At 73.4% G+C, this 18,529-nt stretch carries 15 protein-coding genes, 1 rRNA gene and 1 pseudogene; 2 read left to right on the top strand and 15 right to left on the bottom strand.

Features of this window, described 5'->3' with window-relative positions:
- The 11 genes from K329_RS0100705 to argC all read right to left on the bottom strand — a co-directional run.
- Positions 1 to 96 (bottom strand): 16S ribosomal RNA (locus tag K329_RS0100705); the annotation flags it as partial.
- Between the two features lie 484 nt (positions 97 to 580).
- Positions 581 to 1,153, bottom strand: coding sequence for a DNA-3-methyladenine glycosylase (locus K329_RS23675; RefSeq protein WP_043641812.1), 573 nt, complete (start codon positions 1,151 to 1,153; stop codon positions 581 to 583).
- 49 nt (positions 1,154 to 1,202) lie between these two features.
- A complete protein-coding gene (gene argH, locus K329_RS0100715) occupies positions 1,203 to 2,660 on the bottom strand; it encodes an argininosuccinate lyase (protein WP_052336209.1) in 1,458 nt (485 codons plus the stop codon).
- Positions 2,660 to 4,093 (bottom strand): argininosuccinate synthase, encoded by a 1,434-nt coding sequence (gene argG / locus K329_RS0100720; RefSeq protein ID WP_028471554.1) that lies wholly within the window; start codon positions 4,091 to 4,093, stop codon positions 2,660 to 2,662. The genes argH and argG overlap by 1 nt, the downstream gene beginning before the upstream one ends.
- Before the next feature lie 86 nt (positions 4,094 to 4,179).
- Positions 4,180 to 4,713 carry an arginine repressor gene (locus K329_RS0100725; protein ID WP_028471555.1) on the bottom strand — a complete coding sequence of 178 codons (534 nt, stop codon included), beginning with the start codon at positions 4,711 to 4,713 and terminating at the stop codon, positions 4,180 to 4,182.
- Position 4,714: 1 nt separating this feature from the next.
- The gene (argF, locus tag K329_RS0100730; protein WP_028471556.1) at positions 4,715 to 5,695 is read right to left on the bottom strand and encodes an ornithine carbamoyltransferase; all 981 of its coding nucleotides are present in this window, start codon (positions 5,693 to 5,695) and stop codon (positions 4,715 to 4,717) included.
- Positions 5,692 to 6,924, bottom strand: coding sequence for an acetylornithine transaminase (locus tag K329_RS23680; RefSeq protein ID WP_043641814.1), 1,233 nt, complete (start codon positions 6,922 to 6,924; stop codon positions 5,692 to 5,694). Before K329_RS23680 ends, argF begins: the two co-directional genes overlap by 4 nt.
- A complete protein-coding gene (argB, locus tag K329_RS0100740; RefSeq protein ID WP_052336210.1) occupies positions 6,921 to 7,901 on the bottom strand; it encodes an acetylglutamate kinase in 981 nt (326 codons plus the stop codon). Before argB ends, K329_RS23680 begins: the two co-directional genes overlap by 4 nt.
- Entirely contained in the window at positions 7,898 to 9,049 is a 1,152-nt protein-coding gene (gene argJ / locus K329_RS0100745) for a bifunctional glutamate N-acetyltransferase/amino-acid acetyltransferase ArgJ (RefSeq protein WP_028471558.1), read from the bottom strand. Before argJ ends, argB begins: the two co-directional genes overlap by 4 nt.
- 59 nt (positions 9,050 to 9,108) lie before the next feature.
- The gene (locus K329_RS23685) at positions 9,109 to 9,645 is read right to left on the bottom strand and encodes an ACT domain-containing protein (RefSeq protein ID WP_052336211.1); all 537 of its coding nucleotides are present in this window, start codon (positions 9,643 to 9,645) and stop codon (positions 9,109 to 9,111) included.
- Positions 9,642 to 10,676, bottom strand: a complete 1,035-nt coding sequence (gene argC, locus K329_RS0100755; protein WP_028471559.1) for an N-acetyl-gamma-glutamyl-phosphate reductase — start codon at positions 10,674 to 10,676, stop codon at positions 9,642 to 9,644. The genes K329_RS23685 and argC overlap by 4 nt, the downstream gene beginning before the upstream one ends.
- Positions 10,677 to 10,756: 80 nt before the next feature.
- On the opposite strand from argC, the gene K329_RS0100760 reads away from it, so the two are divergent.
- Entirely contained in the window at positions 10,757 to 11,587 is an 831-nt protein-coding gene (locus K329_RS0100760; RefSeq protein ID WP_052336212.1) for a maleylpyruvate isomerase family mycothiol-dependent enzyme, read from the top strand.
- A 61-nt stretch (positions 11,588 to 11,648) separates the two neighbouring features.
- Here the strand turns inward: K329_RS0100760 and pheT are convergent, their stop codons facing one another.
- Together pheT and pheS are read right to left on the bottom strand one after the other, a co-directional pair.
- Complete coding sequence (pheT, locus tag K329_RS0100765) at positions 11,649 to 14,153, bottom strand: phenylalanine--tRNA ligase subunit beta (protein ID WP_028471561.1); 2,505 nt, start codon at positions 14,151 to 14,153, stop codon at positions 11,649 to 11,651.
- Positions 14,153 to 15,262 carry a phenylalanine--tRNA ligase subunit alpha gene (gene pheS / locus K329_RS0100770; RefSeq protein ID WP_028471562.1) on the bottom strand — a complete coding sequence of 370 codons (1,110 nt, stop codon included), beginning with the start codon at positions 15,260 to 15,262 and terminating at the stop codon, positions 14,153 to 14,155. Before pheS ends, pheT begins: the two co-directional genes overlap by 1 nt.
- A gap of 221 nt (positions 15,263 to 15,483) precedes the next feature.
- Here pheS and K329_RS31560 point away from each other — a divergent pair.
- Positions 15,484 to 16,164, top strand: a pseudogene (locus K329_RS31560) (DUF817 domain-containing protein); the annotation flags it as partial.
- 126 nt (positions 16,165 to 16,290) lie between these two features.
- On the opposite strand, the gene K329_RS0100780 reads toward K329_RS31560, so the two are convergent.
- On the bottom strand, positions 16,291 to 17,334 hold the full coding sequence (locus K329_RS0100780; protein WP_028471564.1) for a sensor histidine kinase: 1,044 nt from the start codon (positions 17,332 to 17,334) through the stop codon (positions 16,291 to 16,293).
- A 9-nt stretch (positions 17,335 to 17,343) separates the two neighbouring features.
- Entirely contained in the window at positions 17,344 to 18,471 is a 1,128-nt protein-coding gene (locus tag K329_RS23690; RefSeq protein WP_169721556.1) for a PAS domain-containing sensor histidine kinase, read from the bottom strand.
- Positions 18,472 to 18,529: the final 58 nt, after the last annotated feature.

The raw sequence follows: 18,529 nt of genomic DNA on the forward strand, positions 1-18,529 counted from the left end.
GCCGCTCGTGTACCCCGAAGGGCCTTACCGCTCGACTTGCATGTGTTAAGCACGCCGCCAGCGTTCGTCCTGAGCCAGGATCAAACTCTCCATCGAAAACAACACCCACCCAGCACCAAAGCACCAAGCAAGCATCAACAATAAGAGCCAAAATCCCAGACAGAAACAAACCCCGACAATTGCTAGAATCATCGAGAATTATCTCTACCAAAGAAACATCAAAACAAGCCTCACAACCACCCACACCCAAAGGCATGAGCCGCTGATCAACAAGTCCCGACGAGGCAAAAACAAAACAAACTAATTCGTCGACTTATATGACACACTGTTGAGTTCTCAAGAATCACACGCGCACCGCTTAACCGCATCCCTGCGGCCCCTCGGGGCAACCTGCAGAAACTTACCGGCTTGATTCCGGCCTGTCAACCAGGCCTTCGTCGTGCCCATCGCACCTCGTGGCACACCACTGCTCCTGGTCTTTCGACCCGGTTTGGTGGGAGCCGCTCGGCGCGACAAGAAGAAGATTAGCAGTCCTGGGCGGTAGTGCAAACTCGGGATGAACCTGGGGCGTTTGCCCAGGTCAGCGCGTTGTGGGCCGTCGAGGCGCCGCCGGCCGGTACGCACTGACCGTGGGGTCGGCCGCCAGCCAGAAGCGCCACGGGACGTCCGCGGCGCGGGTGACGCCCACCCGGGGGCCCGAAAGAACGTTCTGCGGGTCGGGCGTGTCGTCGGCGGGCTCGATACGCAGCCGCTCGGATCCCGCCAGGAGGTCGGTCCCGTCGTACGAGCGGTCGACCCCCAGCGCCACGCAGAGCCGGGCCGGTCCGCGGGCGAGGTCGCGCCGTACGGAACGCGGACGGCGCGCGGTCACCACGTCCTCCCCCGCCACCACCTCACCGGCACGGAGCAGCACGGCGGCTGCCTCCCCCTCCGGGCCCGTCACCACGTTGAGGCAGTGGTGCATCCCGTAGGTGAAGTAGACGTACGCGTTGCCGGCAGGGCCGAACATCGTCGCCGTGCGCGGGGTGCGCCCGCGCCAGGCGTGGGAGGCGGGGTCGTCCGCTCCCCCGTACGCCTCGACCTCGGTGAGCCGGATCCGCACGTCGCCGGCCACCACGTGGCACCCCAGCAAATGACGAGCGACCTCGTCCACCGGCCCGGAGAGGCGGTCGACGAGGTCGCTGTGGTCGTGCGGGGAACGGTCAGGCGAGGCGGGCTCGCAGGGTCGTGGCCCGCGCGCGCAGCTGGTCGAGCTGCTCGGCGACGCGGACGGGCGCCGTACCCCCGATGCCGTCGCGGGAGGCGACCGAGCCCTCCACGGTCAGGACCTCGCGGACTCCGGCGTGCAGGGCCGGGTGGATGTCGGCGAGCTGGGCGTCCGTGAGGTCGGGCAGGTCGATGCCGGCGGCCTCGCAGCGGCGTACGCATTCGCCCGCCACCTCGTGGGCCACCCGGAACGGGACGCCCTCGCGCACCAGCCACTCCGCCACATCGGTCGCGAGCGAGAAGCCCTGGGGGGCGAGCTCGGCCATCCGGTCGGTGTCGAACCCCAGGGTCGCGACCATCCCGGTGAACGCGGGCAGGAGCACCTCGAGGGTGTCGACCGTGTCGAACACCGGCTCCTTGTCCTCCTGCAGGTCGCGGTTGTAGGCGAGCGGCAGCGCCTTGAGCGTGGCGAGCAGCCCGGCCAGGTCGCCGATGAGGCGGCCGGCCTTGCCGCGCGCCAGCTCCGCGATGTCGGGGTTCTTCTTCTGCGGCATGATGCTCGACCCCGTCGACCAGGAGTCGTGGAGCCGCACGAACCGGAACTCCGCGGTCGACCAGAGGATGACCTCCTCCGCCAGCCGGCTCACGTCGACGCCCACCATGGCGCCCACGAAGGCGAACTCGGCGACGAAGTCCCGCGAGGCGGTGCCGTCGATCGAGTTGGCCGTGGAGCCGGTGAAGCCGAGCTCGGCCGCGACCCCCGCCGGGTCGAGACCCAGGCTGGAGCCGGCCAGGGCGCCGGAGCCGTACGGCGAGTCCGCCGCCACCCGGGCGTCCCAGTCGGCGAGGCGGTCGACGTCCCGCAGCAGGGCCCACGCGTGAGCGAGCAGGTGGTGGCTCAGGAGCACCGGCTGCGCGTGCTGCAGGTGCGTGCGCCCGGGCATGATCGCCCCCAGGTGGGTCTGCGCCTGGACGGCGATCGCCTCGGCCAGGTCGAGCACCTGGCCGGCGACGACCCGGGCGTGGTCGCGCAGGAAGATCTTGAACAGCGTCGCGATCTGGTCGTTGCGCGAGCGGCCGGCCCGCAGGCGACCCCCGACGTCGGGACCGATCTCCTCGAGCAGCAGGCGCTCGAGCGCGCCGTGCACGTCCTCGTCGGAGGGGTCCGGGTGCAGGTCGCCCGCGGCGTACCGCTCCCCCAGCACGTCGAGACCCCGCACCAGCTCGGCGTGGTCGGCGTCGGTGAGCAGACCCGCCCGGTGGAGGGCGCCCGCGTGGGCCCGCGACCCGGCGAGGTCGTACGGAGTGAGCCGCCAGTCGAAGTGGGTCGACCGCGAGAGCGCCTCGAGCTCCGGGCTGGGGCCGCCGGCGAACCGGCCGCCCCACAGCTTGCCCGTGTTGGTGGACTCCGCCTTGTCGCCGGCGCCCGTCGTACCACCCGTGGTGTCGACCATCAGTCGGTCCCGAACTCCATGGCGGCGGAGTCGAGCGCGTCGCCGTCGGTGCGGTGCTCGGCCGCGGGGTTGCGGGCGATGCGGTCGGCACCACCGGCGGGCAGCTCACCGAAGAGCGTGCCGTTCTCCACCAGCACCTGGCCCTGCTCGACCGGCTGGCCGGCGTACAGCTCGAGCTTGGCGCGCGAGTCGGCGATGTCGAGGTTGCGCATCGTGAGCTGCCCGATGCGGTCCGTGGGCCCGAAGGCGGCCGACTCGGTGCGCTCCATCGAGAGCTTGTCCGGGTGGTAGGAGAACGCGGGACCCGTGGTCGAGAGGATCGTGTAGTCCTCGCCCCGGCGCAGGCGGATCGTCACCTCGCCGGTGACGAGCGAGGCGATCCAGCGCTGGATCGACTCCCGGATCATCAGCGCCTGCGGGTCGAGCCAGCGGCCCTCGTAGAGCAGGCGGCCCAGGCGGCGGCCCTCCGCGTGGTAGCTGGCGATCGTGTCCTCGTTGTGGATCGCGTTGAGGAGGCGCTCGTAGGCGATCCAGATCAGGGCGAGGGCCGGCGCCTCGTAGATGCCGCGCGACTTGGCCTCGATGATCCGGTTCTCGATCTGGTCCGACATGCCGAGGCCGTGGCGACCACCGATCACGTTCGCCTCGTGGACCAGGGCGACCGCGTCGTCGTACCGCGTGCCGTTGATGGCGACCGGACGGCCGCCCTCGAAGGTGATGGTCACGTCCTCGGTGTCGATCTGCACCGACGGGTCCCAGAACTTCACGCCCATGATCGGCTCGACCGTCTCGAGCGAGACGTCGAGGTGCTCGAGGGTCTTCGCCTCGTGGGTGGCGCCCCAGATGTTGGCGTCGGTGGAGTACGCCTTCTCCTTGCTGTCGCGGTAGGGCAGGTCGCGCTCGGTGAGCCACTGGCTCATCTCGGCGCGGCCGCCCAGCTCGGTGACGAAGTCGGCGTCGAGCCACGGCTTGTAGATGCGCAGCTCGGGGTTGGCCAGCAGGCCGTACCGGTAGAAGCGCTCGATGTCGTTGCCCTTGAACGTCGAGCCGTCGCCCCAGATGTCGACGCCGTCCTCGTGCATGGCGCGCACCAGGAGGGTGCCGGTCACGGCGCGGCCCAACGGCGTGGTGTTGAAGTACGTGCGGCCCGCCGAGCGGATGTGGAAGGCGCCGCACGCGAGCGCGGCCAGGCCCTCCTCGACCAGCTGGGGCTTGCAGTCCACGAGGCGCGACAGCTCCGCGCCGTACGCGACCGCGCGGCCCGGGACGCCGTCGATGTCCGGTTCGTCGTACTGCCCGATGTCGGCGGTGTAGGTGCAGGGGACGGCACCCTTCTCGCGCATCCAGGCGACGGCCACCGAGGTGTCCAGGCCGCCGGAGAAGGCGATGCCGACGCGCTCGCCGGCGGGAAGGGAGGTCAGGACCTTGCTCACGTGTGTCGTTTCCTTACGTTCGTGGTGCGGGGAGGTGGTGTCGGGGGGTACGGCGCTGGGCCGACCGGGTGGTGGGGAGAGGCGGCTCAGCCGCCGGTCTGCCCGCCCACCTGGCCGTCGGCCAGCGCCGTGAATCGTCGGGCGACCTCGTCGCCACCGGTCGGGTCCCGACCGATGAGCAGCACGGTGTCGTCGCCGGCGATGGTGCCGAGGATGTCGGTGAGGTCGGCCTTGTCGACCGCGTTCGCGAGGTACTGCGCCGCACCGGGCGGCGTGCGCAGCACGACGAGGTTGCCGGCCGCCTCCGCGCTGACGAGCAGCTCGCCGCACAGCTTGGCGAGCCGACTGCCCGGTGACGCCGAGTCACGCACGTGGGTGGGCGTCCGGTCGCCCCCCTCGGCCGGCACCGCGTAGACCAGCACACCCGAGCGGGCCCGCACCTTGACCGCGTCGAGCTCGACGAGGTCGCGGCTCAGCGTGGCCTGCGTGACGTGCACGCCCCGCGCGGCCAGCAGCTCGGCCAGCTCGGGCTGCGAGCGCACCTCGTGCTGCTCGAGCAGGTCGATGATGCGGCGCTGGCGGGCGTTCTTCGTCAGCGGCGTCAGGGCCGTCTCGCTCACGTCAGACCGCCGCCCCGACGCCGGCACGGACGTCGTCGGAGGCCAGCAGGCCGGAGCGGGCCATCAGGAACGCGAGCACCGCCTTCTGGGCGTGGCGGCGGTTCTCCGCCTCGTCCCAGACCAGCGACCGCGGACCGTCGATGACCGAGGCCGCGATCTCCTTGCCCCGGTAGGCGGGGAGGCAGTGGAGCACGTGGGCGTCGGGCTTCGCCTGTGCCACCGCGTGCTCGTCGAGGGCGTACGGGCCGAAGACGACCTCCCGGTCGCGGGCCTGCTCCTCGCGCCCCATCGAGACCCAGGTGTCGGTGACGACGACGTCGGCCCCCGCGAGCGCCTCGGCGGGGTCGGTGGTCGCGGCGACCGACCCGCCGGTCGTGGCGGCGATCTCGGTGGCGCGGGCGAGCACGGTCGGGTCGGGCAGGAAGCCCTCCGGCGCCGCGACGTGCACGTGCATGCCCGCCGTCGCCCCGGCCAGCAGCCACGAGTGCGCCACGTTGCAGGCGCCGTCACCGAGGAACGCCACGCGGGTCCCGGCCAGCGGGCCCCGGTGCTCGGCGAGGGTCTGCAGGTCGGCCAGGAGCTGGCAGGGGTGGAACTCGTCGGTCAGCGCGTTGACGACCGGCACGCCGGCCCACTGCGCCATCTCGGCGAGCTTCGCCTGCTCGTAGGTGCGCCACACGATCGCGGAGGCCTGGCGACCGAGCACGCGGGCCACGTCGGCGATCGACTCGCGCACACCGATCCTGGCGAGCGTGCCGTCGACCTGCAGCGGCTGACCGCCGAGCTCGGCGATGCCGGCGGTGAACGACGCCTGGGTGCGCAGCGTCTGCTTGTCGAAGATCATCGCCACCGTGCGCGGTCCGGCGAGGGGCTTCGCGTCGTACGGCGCCTTCTTGTACGCCGCCGCCAGCGCGAGGACCTCGGCCTGCTCGGCGGGCGAGAGGTCGTCGTCGCGCAGCAGGTGGCGCACCGGGGTGCTCACGCGTCCGCCCGGGACGTGTAGGCGGTGTCGAGCACCTGCGCCCAGGCCGACGCGAGGGCGTCGACGTCGGCGTCGGTGAGCACGAGCGGAGGCGCGAAGCGCAGCCGGTGCGGCGTGGGGGCGTTGAGGATGAACCCGGCGTCCTGAGCCGCCGCGACGGTCTCCGCGGCCAGCGGCTCGGAGAGGTCGATGCCGATGAGCAGGCCCTCGCCCCGGACCTCCGTGACGCGGGCGTCGCTGCCGACGACCTCGCGCAGGCGCGCCCCGATCTCGCGGGTGCGCGCCAGGAGGTCGTCGGACTCGATCGTCGCGATGACGGCCAGGGCCGCCGCGGCGGCGAGCGGGTTGCCCCCGAAGGTCGTGCCGTGATTGCCCGGGTCGAACAGCTTGCCGCTGCCGCCCGTCGCGATGCAGACGCCGACGGGCACGCCGCCGGCCAGCCCCTTGGCGAGGGTCACGATGTCGGGCACGACCGTGCCGTCGACCAGCGCCGGGTTCTGGTGGGCGAACCACGCACCCGTGCGGCCGACACCGGTCTGCACCTCGTCGAGCCACAGCAGCGCACCGGCGGACCGGGCGATCTCCTGGGCGCGGACCAGGTAGTCCTTCGGCGGCACGACGACGCCGGCCTCGCCCTGGACGGGCTCGAGCAGGACGGCCGCGGTGTCGGTGTCGACGGCCGCCTCGAGGGCGGCCGCGTCGCCGTACGGGACGAAGACGACGTCACCGGGCAGCGGCTCGAAGGGGGCGCGGTAGGCCTCCTTCGAGGTGAGGGCCAGGGCGCCCATGGTGCGTCCGTGGAAGCCGCCCTCGGCCACGACGACCTTCGTGCGGCCGGTGCGACGGGTGAGCTTGAACGCGGCCTCGTTGGCCTCGGCGCCGGAGTTCGCGAAGAACACCCGGCCCTCGGTGCCCAGCAGCGCCAGCAGCTTCTCGGCGAGCGCGACCTGGCCCGGCGTGGCGAAGAAGTTCGAGACGTGCACGAGGGTCGCGACCTGGTCGCCGACCGCCTTCACCAGCGCCGGGTGGGCGTGGCCGAGCGTGTTCACGGCGATGCCGCCGAGGAAGTCGACGTACTCCTTGCCGTCGGCGTCGACGACGCGCGCGCCGGAGCCGCTCACGAGCGTGGTCTTCGGCGGGCCGAAGGTGTTCATGAGGGCGCCGGTGTAGCGCTCCTGCCAACCGTTCGTACCGGTCGGGCCGGCGTCGTGCTCCGTGTGCGTGCTCATGCGTCCTCCTTCGGCTTCGGCGGGACCTTCGCGGTCCGGATCTTGGTGGGGACGCCCGGCAGCACCTGCGTGCCGACGCCCTCGTCGGTGAAGATCTCCAGCAGCACGGCGTGCGGCTCGCGGCCGTCCACGACCGTGGCCTTCGGGACCCCGTCGGCGACCGCGCGCAGGCAGGCGCCCATCTTCGGGACCATGCCGCTCGCCAGGTTCGGCATCAGCTCGGCCAGCGCCTCGGGACTGATCTCGCCGATCAGGTCGGGGCTGTGGGGCCAGTCGCGGTAGAGACCCTCGACGTCGGTGAGCACGAGCAGCTTCGCGGCCTTCAGCGCGACGGCCAGGGCCGCGGCGGCGGTGTCGGCGTTGACGTTGTGGACGAGACCGTCCTCGTCGGGCGCGACGCTGGAGATCACCGGCACACGACCGGCCTCGACCAGGTCGAGCACGGCCTCGGGCCGCACGTGGGAGACCTCGCCGACGAGCCCGAGGTCGACCTCCTCGCCGTCGACCACCGTGGTGGCGGGCACCGCCGTGAACAGCCCGGCGTCCTCGCCCGACAGGCCGACGGCGATGGGGCCGTGGCTGTTGAGCAGCCCCACGAGCTCGCGCTGCACCTGGCCGACGAGCACCATCCGGACGACGTCCATCGCCTCCGGCGTGGTGACGCGCAGGCCCCCGCGGAACTCCGAGGTGATGTCGAGCTTGGCGAGCATCTTCGAGATCTGCGGACCGCCGCCGTGCACGACGACCGGCTTGAAGCCGGCGAACCGCAGGAACGCGATGTCCTCGGCGAACGCGGTCTTCAGCACGTCGTCCGTCATGGCGTTGCCGCCGTACTTGATGACGATGATCTTGCCGTGGTACGCCTTCAGCCACGGCAGGGCACCCGCCAGGGCGACCGCCTTCGAGCGGTCGACGCTGGGCTTGTAGTGGACCGTCTCGGTCCCGTCGTCGCTGGTCACCGGCTTGTCTCCGCTCATGACGAGTACGCGCTGTTCTCGTGGACGTAGGCGTGCGTGAGGTCGTTGGTCCAGACCGTCGCCCGCTCGGTGCCCGACTTCAGGTCGATGGTGACGCTGACCTCGCGCTGCGAGAGGTCGACGCCCGCCGGGTCCTCCGCGGGGGTCGACGCCCGGCAGACCCACACGCCGTTCATCGCCACGTCGAGGTCGGCCGGGTCGAAGGCCGCGTCGGTCGTGCCCATGCTCGCCAGCACCCGGCCCCAGTTCGGGTCCTTGCCGAACACGGCGGCCTTGAAGAGGTTGCTGCGGGCGACGCTGCGGCCCACGGCCACGGCGTCGTCCTCCGTCGCCGCGTTGAGCGTGGTGATGGCGATCTCGTGGTCGGCGCCCTCGGCGTCCTTGAGCAGCTGCATCGCCAGGTCGGTGCACGCTTGGGTGAGTGCGGCGGTGAAGTCGTCGACGGTGGGCGTGATGCCGGAGGCGCCGCTCGCGAGCACCGTCACGGTGTCGTTGGTCGACATGCAGCCGTCGGAGTCGAGGCGGTCAAAGCTCACCCGGGTGGCCGCGCGGAGCGCGCGGTCGAGGTCCGCAGCGTCGACGACGGCGTCGGTCGTGAGCACGACGAGCATCGTGGCGAGCTGCGGGGCCAGCATGCCGGCGCCCTTCGCCATCCCGCCGATGCTCCAGCCCGCGCCCTCGACGACGACCTGCTTGTGGACCGAGTCGGTGGTCATGATCGCGGTCGCCGCGTCCTCGCCCCCGTCGGCGGCCAGGGCGCCGTACGCCTCCTCGACGCCGTCGAGCAGGTGCTGGCGCGGGTTGGCGAGGCCGATGAGACCGGTCGAGCAGACGACGACGTCGATCGCGCCGATGCCCAGCTTCTCGGCGACCTTCTCGGCCACCGCGTGCGTGGTCTGGAAGCCCTCGGCGCCGGTGTAGCAGTTGGCGCCCCCGGAGTTGAGGACGACGGCGCGCACGGTGCCGTCCTTGACGACCTCCTGGCTCCACAGCACGGGGTTGGCCTTGCAGCGGTTCGACGTGAACACCGACGCCGAGTCGTGGCGGGGGCCGTCGTTCACGACGAGCGCGAGGTCGCGGGCGCCGGTGCTCTTGAGACCGGCGGCGACACCGGAGGCCCGGAAGCCGGCGGGGGTGGTGATGGTCATGGGGAGTCCTTCGTGGAGCAGGTGCGGGGTGGGGTACGGCGGGGGTGAGGGCCGGCGGGTCAGCGTCGCGCGTCGCGCCGGGGCGTCGGCCCCGCAGGGACGGCGCGGGCGACCGTGTGGCCCCGCTTCTGCCACGCCTCCTCGACCTTGTCCGCGCGCCCGACCGGGACGAGGATCCAGGCGGTGTCGAACGTGGAGATCGTCATGGCGGCGACCCCGAGGTCGGCGACCGGCGTGAGCAGCTCGACGAGCACGCCGACGTCACCGGACTCCAGGACGCCCTCGACGGCGAACGCCGTGTAGGCCTTGTGGGCGCGGGCCTTGGTGGGCACGTCGCGGGCGGAGCACACGACGGACGTCTCGGTCGCGCTCGCCGTGACCGAGAACAGCGACGCCGACTCGGCCCAGGGGGGCACGTCGCTGCCGGGCCCGAGGCGCACGACGGCCAGCTTCTCGGGGTAGCGCGCCAGCGTGTACGTCGTGCGCCCGCCCTCCGGCGCCGCCGCCTGCTCGTCGTCGTGCTCCAGCTCGTGCTGGTGCGCGACGCCGGGAACCTGCTCGGGGGTGGTCTGCTCCCCCGGCCCGCCGGCGCTCACGGCGCCAGCCCGACGGTGGAGAGGCCGGTGGACTCGTCGAGGCCCAGGGCCAGGTTCATGCACTGGACGGCCGCGCCGCCCGTGCCCTTGGCGAGGTTGTCGACGGCGCCGACCGCGACGAGCCGCTGCGCGACCTCGTCGACGGTGACCTGCACGTGCACGGCGTTCGAGCCGAGCACGGACTGCGTCTGCGGCCACTGGCCGGGAGGCAGCACGTGGACGAACGGTTCGTCGGCGTAGGCCTTGGCGTACACGTCGTAGGCCTCCTCGGCCGTCAGCGGGGCCGCGAGCGGGGCGGTCGCGGTGGCCAGGATGCCGCGCGACATCGGCACGAGCAGCGGGGTGAAGCTCACCCGCGGGGAGGCGTCGGTGAGCCGGCCCAGGTTCTGCACGATCTCGGGGGTGTGGCGGTGGACGCCGCCCACGCCGTACGCGCTCGCGTTGCCCATGATCTCGCTGCCCAGCAGGTGGGGCTTCGCGGCCTTGCCGGCGCCGGAGGTGCCCGAGGCCGCGACGACGACGAGGTCGTCGGTGACGAGGCCGGCCGCGACGGCCGGGGCCAGCGTCAGGGTCGACACGGTCGGGTAGCAGCCCGGCACCGCCACGCGGCGGGCGCCACGGAGCTGCTCGCGCTGACCGGGGAGCTCGGGGAGGCCGTAGGGCCAGGTGCCCGCGTGGGCGCTGCCGTAGAACTTCTCCCAGTCGGCACCCTCGACGAGCCGGAAGTCGGCGCCGCAGTCGATGACGACGACGTCGTCCCCGAGGGCCTCGGCGATCGGGGCGGACTGGCCGTGCGGCAGGCCGAGGAAGACGACGTCGTGACCGGCCAGGGTCTCGGGGGTCGTCTCCTCGAGCACGCGGTCGGCCAGGGGCACGAGGTGGGGCTGCAGCGCACCGAGCGACTGGCCCGCGTTGGAGCCGCCGGTGAGGGCGCCGATGCGCACGGACGGGTGCGCGAGGAGCAGCCGGAGGACCTCGCCCCCGGCGTACCCACTGGCTCCGGCGACGGCGACGGAGTAGGTGGAAGTCATGTTGCATGACCATACAGGTCCATGCATGACGACGCTAATCGGTTTCCCGGGCGGCGTGTCGGCGGTGGTTGACTCGGCGCATGTCCGCCGCCTCCACCGGTCACGTGCCGCCGCGCCCCGCCCGGCTCGACGCCGGCGTCTACCTCGCCCACCTCGTCGCCGACTCCGCCCGGTTCGCCGACGTGCTGGCCGGGTGCGACGCCACCGCTGTGGTACCCACCTGCCCCGGCTGGGATGCGTCCGACCTGCTGTGGCACCTCACCGAGGTGCAGGCGTTCTGGGCGTCGGTCGTCCGGAACCGCCCCGCGGGACCCGGGAGCGTGGTCGCGCCCGAGCGCCCGTCGTCGTACGACGACCTGCTCGCCCTCGGCGAGCACGGCAGCGAGGGCCTCGCCCGGGTGCTCGCCCCCGTGCACCCCGCGGAGCTCGTGTGGTCGTGGTCGGGCGACCACACCGCCGCGTTCACCTACCGTCGCCAGGCCCACGAGGCGCTCGTGCACCGCTGGGACGCCGAGCTGACCGCGGGCGTGGAGCACGCCCCGGTGGACGCCGACCTCGCGGCCGACGGGGTCGCGGAGGCGCTCGAGGTCATGTTCGGTGCTCCCTCGACCGGTTTCTCCCCCGTCGGCGGCCCGCTCGAGGTCCGCCTCGGTGACGTCGGCGCCCGGCTCGTCGTGCGTGCGGGCACGGTGGCCGCGGACGACGGCGGGGACGAGCGGGAGCCCCGCCTCGAGGTGCTCGACGACGAGGCAGCGGCGACGACGCCGACGGTCGCGACGCTGGCCGGCACGGCGGCCGACGTCGACGCCTGGCTCTGGCGCCGGCCGGTGGCGGCCGACGCCGTACGGCTCGACGGCGACGCCACCACGGTCGCGGCGTTCCGCGCCGCCGTCGCGCGGCCGCTCGGCTGAGCGATCGGCCGAGCGACCGGCGGAGCACCCGGCCGACTCTCCGGCCGAGCGCCCTGCGGGGTCAGCGCTGGACGGCGCCGGTCCGCTGGGAGGCCAGCGCGACGGCCTCGTCGCGGGCGGCGGCCGCCTCTCCCTCGCCCAGCGTGCGGTCGACGGCCCGGAAGCGGAGCGCGAACGCGAGCGACTTCCGGCCCTCGTCGATGCCCTCGCCGGTGTAGACGTCGAAGAGCCGCACGGACTCGAGCAGCTCCCCCGCGCCCTCGCACAGCGCCGCCTCCACGTCGGCCGCCGGGACCGAGACGTCGACGACGAGCGCCACGTCCTCCTTGGCCACCGGGTAGGTCGAGAACGACGGACCCCGGGGGGTCGAGGGCGTCGCCGCCAGCAGCGCGTCGAGGTCGAGCTCGGCGACCGACGTGCGGGCCGGCAGGCCGTGGGCGGTGACGATCCGCGGGTGCAGCTCGCCGGCGTGGCCGACGGCCGTCTCCGTGCCGTCGGCGCCCACCACGAGCAGCCGCGCGCAGCGACCGGGGTGCCACGGCGCCAGCTCGGCGTTCTCGACCCGCAGCGTCGCGCCGAGCTCGGTGGCGAGCCCGCGCACGACCTCGACGACGTCGGCCCAGCCCGCGTCGCGGCCCGGCCCCCAGGGCCCGGCAGGCTCGCGGACGCCGCCGAGCACCACGGCGAGGTGCTGCGGCTGGAACGGGACGGCGGCGAGCAGGGCGTCGAGCTCGGCGTCGGTCGGCCGTCGGTCGACCCCCAGCAGGGGCGCCGCCACGTCGGTGGCGAAGGCGACCGTGCCCGTCTCGAAGAGCGCGACGCCCGGGGCACCCCGGCCGACGTTGCGCGCCGCGGCCGCGAGGATCCCCGGCAGCAGCGTGGTCGTGTACTCCGGCTCCTGCGACGACAGCGGGTTGGCCAGCGCGACCGTGCGGCGACGCTCGTCGTCGGCGGGGATCTCCAGCGCGTCGAGCGCCGCAGCCCCGGTGAACGGGAAGCTCACGACCTCGACGCACCCGGCCCCCGCGAGGGTGCGACCCACGCGACGGCGCAGCCGCTGCTCCCGGGTGAGGCCGCGGCCGGCACCGGGCGCCGGCAGGACGGACGGCACCTGGTCGTAGCCGACGATCCGCACGACCTCCTCGACGAGGTCGAAGGGCTCCGTGAGGTCGGGTCGCCAGGACGGCGGCACGACGCTCAGCGTCGTGCCGTCCTCCGTGACGGCGCACCCGACGGCCTCGAGGTGGGCGACCGTCGTGGCGTCGTCGATCGCGATGCCCGAGATCCGGGCGGGCAGGTCGGCGGGCGCGACGATGGTCGGCGCCGCCGGGGGCTCCCCGACGTACGTCGTGCCGGGCTCGACGGTGCCGCCGCCCAGCTCGACGAGCAGCTGCGCGACCCGGTCTGCCGCGACGAGCGGCAGCAGCGGGTCGACGCCCCGCTCGAAGCGCTTCGAGGCCTCGGAGCCGAGCTTGTGCCGCTTCTGGCTGCGGAAGACGGTGACCGGGTCGAAGTGCGCCGCCTCGACGACGATGCGGGAGGTCGAGGCCGAGATCTCGGTGGCCTCGCCCCCCATGACGCCGGCGATGCCGATCGGTCCGGAGCCGTCCGCGATCAGCAGGTCGGCCGCGTCGAGGGAGCGCACGACGCCGTCGAGCGTCGTCAGCTTCTCCCCCGCCGTGGCGCGCCGGACGCGGATCGCACCGGTGAGGGTGTCGGCGTCGTAGCAGTGGTTCGGCTGGCCCAGCTCGAGCATGACGTAGTTGGAGACGTCGACCGCGAGCGAGATCGGGCGCATGCCCGCCAGCTGCAGGCGCCGCTGGAGCCACGCCGGGCTCGTCGCCGTCGGGTCGAAGCCACTGACGACCCGGGTGACGAAGACCGGGCAGCCGTCGGGGTCGTCGACGACCACGGGGTGGCCGGCGCCGTCGGCAGCGGGGACGGGGCGGTCGACGGGGTCCGCGTACGGCGCGTCGAACGCCAGCGCCGCCTCCCGCGCCACGCCGCGCAGCGAGAGCGCGTAGGCCCGGTCGGGGTTGATCTCGAACTCGATGACCTCGTCGCGCAGCGGCAGCACGCCGAACGCGTCGTCACCGGGCTCGCCGGCGTCGGCCGGGAGCACGACGATGCCGTCGCTGGAGCCGCCGAAGCCGTCGGGCAGGCCGAGCTCGGAGGCCGAGCAGATCATCCCGGCCGAGACGTGGCCGTAGGTCTTGCGGGCGGCGATCGCGAAGCCGCCGGGCAGCACGGCGCCGGGGAGCACCACGACGACGAGGTCGCCGGGGCCGAAGTTGTGGGCGCCGCAGACGATGCCCTGGGGCTCGCCGGTGCCGTTCGCGTCACCGACGTCGACGCTGCACCAGTTGATCGTCTTGCCGTTCTTCTGCGGCTCGGGCTCCGCCGTCAGGACACGACCGAGCACGAGCGGACCCGTGAGGTCGTGGCCGGGGCGCTCGATCGCCTCGAGCTTCAGCCCGAGGGCGGTGAGCCGGCGCGCGAGGTCGTCGGTCGTGACGCCGTCCGGCAGGTCGACGAGCTCGCGGATCCAGGTGACCGGGGCCTTCATCAGATCTCCGTTCCGAAAGCGGTGGTGAAGCGGACGTCGCCCTCGAAGAAGCCCCGCAGGTCCTCCACGCCGTGGCGGAACATCAGGGTGCGGTCGATCCCCATGCCGAAGGCGAAGCCGGTGTAGCGCTCGGGGTCGACGCCGCAGGCGACCAGCACCCGCGGGTTGACCACGCCGCAGCCGCCCCACTCGATCCAGCCCTCGCCGCGGCAGGTGCGGCAGGTGTCGCCGTCCTCGTTCACGGCCGTGCCGCGGCACACGAAGCAGACGAGGTCGACCTCGGCGCTCGGCTCGGTGAACGGGAAGTACGACGGGCGGAAGCGCGTCGTGATGCCCTCGCCGAACATCGCGGTGGCGAAGTGGTCGAGGGTGCCCTTGAGGTGGGCCATGGTGATGCCCTCGTCGATGGCGAGGCCCTCGACCTGGTGGAACATCGGGCTGTGGGTCGCGTCGTACTCGTCGGTGCGGAAGACGCGACCGGGGCAGACGACGTAGATCGGGGGCGTGCGCGTCAGCATCGACCGGGCCTGCACGGGCGAGGTGTGGGTGCGCAGCACGACGTGGTTCTCGGCGGGCGACGTCCAGAACGTGTCCTGCATCGTGCGCGCGGGGTGGTCCGGGCCGAGGTTGAGGGCGTCGAAGTTCAGCCACTCGGCCTCGATGACGGGGCCTTCGGCGACCTCCCAGCCCATCGCGACGAACACGTCGGCGATGCGCTCGGCACCGGTGGTGAGCGGGTGGCGGGCGCCGCGGGGGTGCCGGTCGACGGGCAGCGTCACGTCGACGGTCTCGACGACGAGCATCTGCTCCTCGTGCGCCGCCTCGAGCACCTCCTGCCGGGCCTTCAGCGCCTGGTTGATCGCGCCGCGGGCCTGGCCGACGCGCTGGCCGGCCTCCTTGCGGGCCTGCGGGGGCAGCGCACCGATCTCGCGGTTCGCGAGCGCGAGCGGCGAGCGGTCGCCGGCGTGGTCCAGGCGCGCCTGCTTCAGCTGCTCGAGGTCGGCGGCGGCCTCGACCGCGGCCAGGGCGGCGTCACGGGCGGCCGCGACCTCCTCCGCGTTGAGCGGAGTGACCTGGACCGGGTCGTACTCGTTGTTCGGGCCCGACATGGTGGCCTTTCCGGCGTGGGGGCTGCGGCGTGGCGACCGCAGGTGGTCGTGCGGTCCGCCCCCGACGGGGGCGGACCGCGGGTCAGTCTAGGAAGTCCCGGCGCGGGGAGACGAACCGGTTTCGCCCCGCGCCTACCGTGACGTCCGTGGAGGCCGACCTGCGGGGGACGACGGCGGCGCCCGGGAGGCGCGCCCGGCTCGTGCACGGGCTCGCGCAGCTGGTGCGGTTCGGCGTCGCGGAGGCGCTCTCCTGCCTCTTCGCCGCCGGGGTCTTCCTCGGCCTCGCGCTCTCGACGGTCGTGCCGCTGCCGATCGCCCGCTACGACGCCCTGCTCGTGTGGTGCCTGCTGCTCACCCTCGGGTTCCGGCTGGTGCGCCTCGAGTCGACGCGGGAGATGCTCGTCATCCTCGCGTTCCACGCCGTCGGCACCGCCCTCGAGCTGTTCAAGGTCGCGCAGGGCTCGTGGGTCTACCCCGAGGACGCGGTGACGAAGGTGGCGGGCGTGCCCCTCTACGCCGGCTTCATGTACGCCGCGGTCGGCTCCTACATCTGCCAGGCGTGGCGCCGCCTCGACCTCCGGGTCTCGCGCTACCCGACGGTGGCGGCCTCGTTCGTCGCCGTCGCGATCTACGTCAACTTCTTCACCCACCACTGGCTGCCGGACCTGCGGGTGCCGCTCGCGGTCGTCGGCGTGCTGGTGCTGCGCCGCACGTGGGTGCACTACCGGGTGGGCGGCACGACGTACCGGATGCCGTTGGCGCTCTCGTTCCTGCTCATCGGCGCCTTCCTCTGGCTGGCCGAGAACGCCGCGACGTTCCTCGGGGCGTGGAAGTACCCCGGCCAGGTCGACGTCTGGGAGGTCGTGCACGCCTCCAAGCTGGGCGCGTGGGCCCTGCTGGTCACGCTCAGCTTCGTGATCGTGGCGACGCTCAAGCGCGTCGAGGGCCAGCTGTACGCCGACCGACCCGCCTCTGCGGGACCGGCGGCGGGACCGGCGGCAGGACCGGCGGCGGGACCGGCGGGCGCGTCAGCCGCGCTGGTCGGTGCTCGGCCAGGTGACGACGACGCGGGCCCCGCCGCCGGGCCGGTCGGCCACGTCGACCGACCCGCCGTGGGCGGTGACGAGGCCGTGGACGATGTACATCCCCAGCCCTGAGCCGCCCGCCGTGCCGTACTGCCAGAACTTGGTGAACACGCGTTGGCGGATCTCGGGAGCGATGCCCGTGCCCTCGTCGTCGACGGTCACCGTGACCCCGGCCGGCTCCACGTCGACCGTCGGTGCCAGCGTCACCCGCACCGTGCCGTCGCCGTGCCGGATGCCGTTCTCGACGAGGTTCGTCACCACCTGGACGAACTTGTCCGGGTCGGCGAACACCGGCGGCAGGCCGTCGGGCGCGACCAGCTCGACGGGCCGGGACGTGCCGGCGCCGGTGGACGCCACGACGCGGCCGGCGAGCGCCGCGACGTCGGACTCCCGGGGGTAGATGGACAGCCGGCCGGTGTCGATGCGCGCCACGTCGAGGAGCTCGGTGATGAGCCGGCTGAGCCGGTCGGCGTCGGCGTTCACCGTCGTCAGCATGAGGCGCTTCTGGTCGTCGTTCAGCACGTCCCAGCGGTTCAGCATGGCCTGCACGAACCCCTTCACCCCGGTCAGCGGCGAGCGCAGCTCGTGGGCCACCGTCGCCACGAGGTCGGAGCGCTCGCGGTCGAGCCGCTCGCGACCGCGACCCGACCGGATGCTCACGGTCACCCGCACGACGCGGCCCGCCGTGTCCCGCTGCAGGCGCGCGGTCGTCAGGACCTCGGAGCCGTCGGCCAGCAGCCAGGACTGCTCGGGGACCCCGGTGCGGGAGGGCAGCCCATCGTACGGCGTGTTGTACGCCGTCCAGGCGCAGCCGTCCTGGTCCTGCAGCGGCAGCGCGTCGGCGAGCGGACCGCCGAGCAGCTCGTCGCGACCGCGGCCGAACCAGCGCGCGGCCCGCAGGTTCACGAAGGTGACGCGGCCGTCGGCGTCGGCCACCACGACCCCGTCCGGCAGTGCGTCGACGAGCTCGTACGCCAGGGCGTCCATCCGACCACCCTAGGCGGGCGGGTCGGCGGCAGCCCCTCCGCCCGACCACGGGCGTGCCGGCGGGAGCTCGACGTGCGCGGTGGTGCACCGGCCCACCTCGCTCTCGATCCAGGTGCGCCCGCCCAGCTGCTCGACGAGCCGACGGACGCTCGCCAGCCCGATGCCGTGCCCACCGTCGTCGGCCACGGCGAGCCGTCCCCGCTCCCCCGGCTCGAAGATCGACGCCAGGTCGTCCGGGTGGATGCCGCGCCCCGTGTCGCGGACCGAGAGCCGGACGGCACCGTCGACACCGTCGACCGTGACGTCGACCGGCCCGTCGGAGCAGCGCAGCGCGTTGGACACCAGGTTCAGCACGACCCGCTCGAGGGCGCCGGGGTCGGCGTGCACCCAGGCCGCACCCGTCGGTACGACGACCCGCGCGGCGTCCGCCTCGCCGGCCAGGCGGTCGACGAGGTCGCGGACCAGCCACGCCGCGTCGACGGCCTCCGGGTGCGGCTGCGCGGCGTCCGTGTGCCCCCGCGCCACCTCGAGCAGGTCGTCCATCATCTGGCCCAGGCGCTCGAGGTTGGCGCTCACGCGGTCGAGGTGCGCGTCGGCCTCCTCGACCGAGGTGGCGAGGCGCGCGAGGTCGACGTACCCCGCGGCGCTCGTCAGCGGCGTGCGCAGGTCGTGCGCCAGGGCGGAGTAGTAGTGCTGGCGCGCGAGCTCGGCCCGGCGCTCGTCGCTCAGGTCGCGGGTCACCTTGAGGAAGCCGGCCAGCTCGCCCGCCCGGTCGCGCACGGCGTTGATGCTGACGTCGGCCCAGAAGCGGGTGCCGTCCTTGCGGACCCGCCACCCGCTCTGGTGGGCGACCCCGGTGCGGGCCGCCTCCGCGAGCAGCTGGCCCGGGACGCCGGCCGCACGGTCGCCCTCGGTGTAGAACCGGGTGAAGCTCTGGCCGAGCACCTCGGCGGCGGTGTAGCCCTTCATCTGCTCGGCACCCGAGTTCCAGCTGCGGACGGCGCCGTCGAGGCCCAGCCGGATGACGGCGTGGCCCCGCACCTGCTGCACGACGAACGCGAGGTCGTCGGGATCCAGGGGACCCAGGAGGGTGGACTCGGGGGTGCGGAGGTCGTCCGGGTCGGAGGGGCCGGGCACCACGCCTCCTCTCTCGCGTCGGGGCGGGACCGCGGCCACGGTAGGCCAGGGCCGGCCC

The sequence above is a fragment of the Nocardioides alkalitolerans DSM 16699 genome (assembly GCF_000426525.1).
Taxonomy (GTDB): Bacteria; Actinomycetota; Actinomycetes; order Propionibacteriales; family Nocardioidaceae; genus Nocardioides; species Nocardioides alkalitolerans.

Coding starts and splice junctions, on each gene's coding strand:
- pheT (WP_028471561.1), bottom strand. CDS start 14,153: ATGAAGGCCCCGGTCACCTGGATCCGCGAGCTCGTCGACCTGCCGGAC.
- K329_RS23680 (WP_043641814.1), bottom strand. CDS start 6,924: ATGAGCACGCACACGGAGCACGACGCCGGCCCGACCGGTACGAACGGT.
- argH (WP_052336209.1), bottom strand. CDS start 2,660: ATGGTCGACACCACGGGTGGTACGACGGGCGCCGGCGACAAGGCGGAG.
- pheS (WP_028471562.1), bottom strand. CDS start 15,262: ATGTCGGGCCCGAACAACGAGTACGACCCGGTCCAGGTCACTCCGCTC.
- K329_RS0100780 (WP_028471564.1), bottom strand. CDS start 17,334: ATGGACGCCCTGGCGTACGAGCTCGTCGACGCACTGCCGGACGGGGTC.
- K329_RS0100760 (WP_052336212.1), top strand. CDS start 10,757: ATGTCCGCCGCCTCCACCGGTCACGTGCCGCCGCGCCCCGCCCGGCTC.
- argC (WP_028471559.1), bottom strand. CDS start 10,676: ATGACTTCCACCTACTCCGTCGCCGTCGCCGGAGCCAGTGGGTACGCC.
- argJ (WP_028471558.1), bottom strand. CDS start 9,049: ATGACCATCACCACCCCCGCCGGCTTCCGGGCCTCCGGTGTCGCCGCC.
- argB (WP_052336210.1), bottom strand. CDS start 7,901: ATGAGCGGAGACAAGCCGGTGACCAGCGACGACGGGACCGAGACGGTC.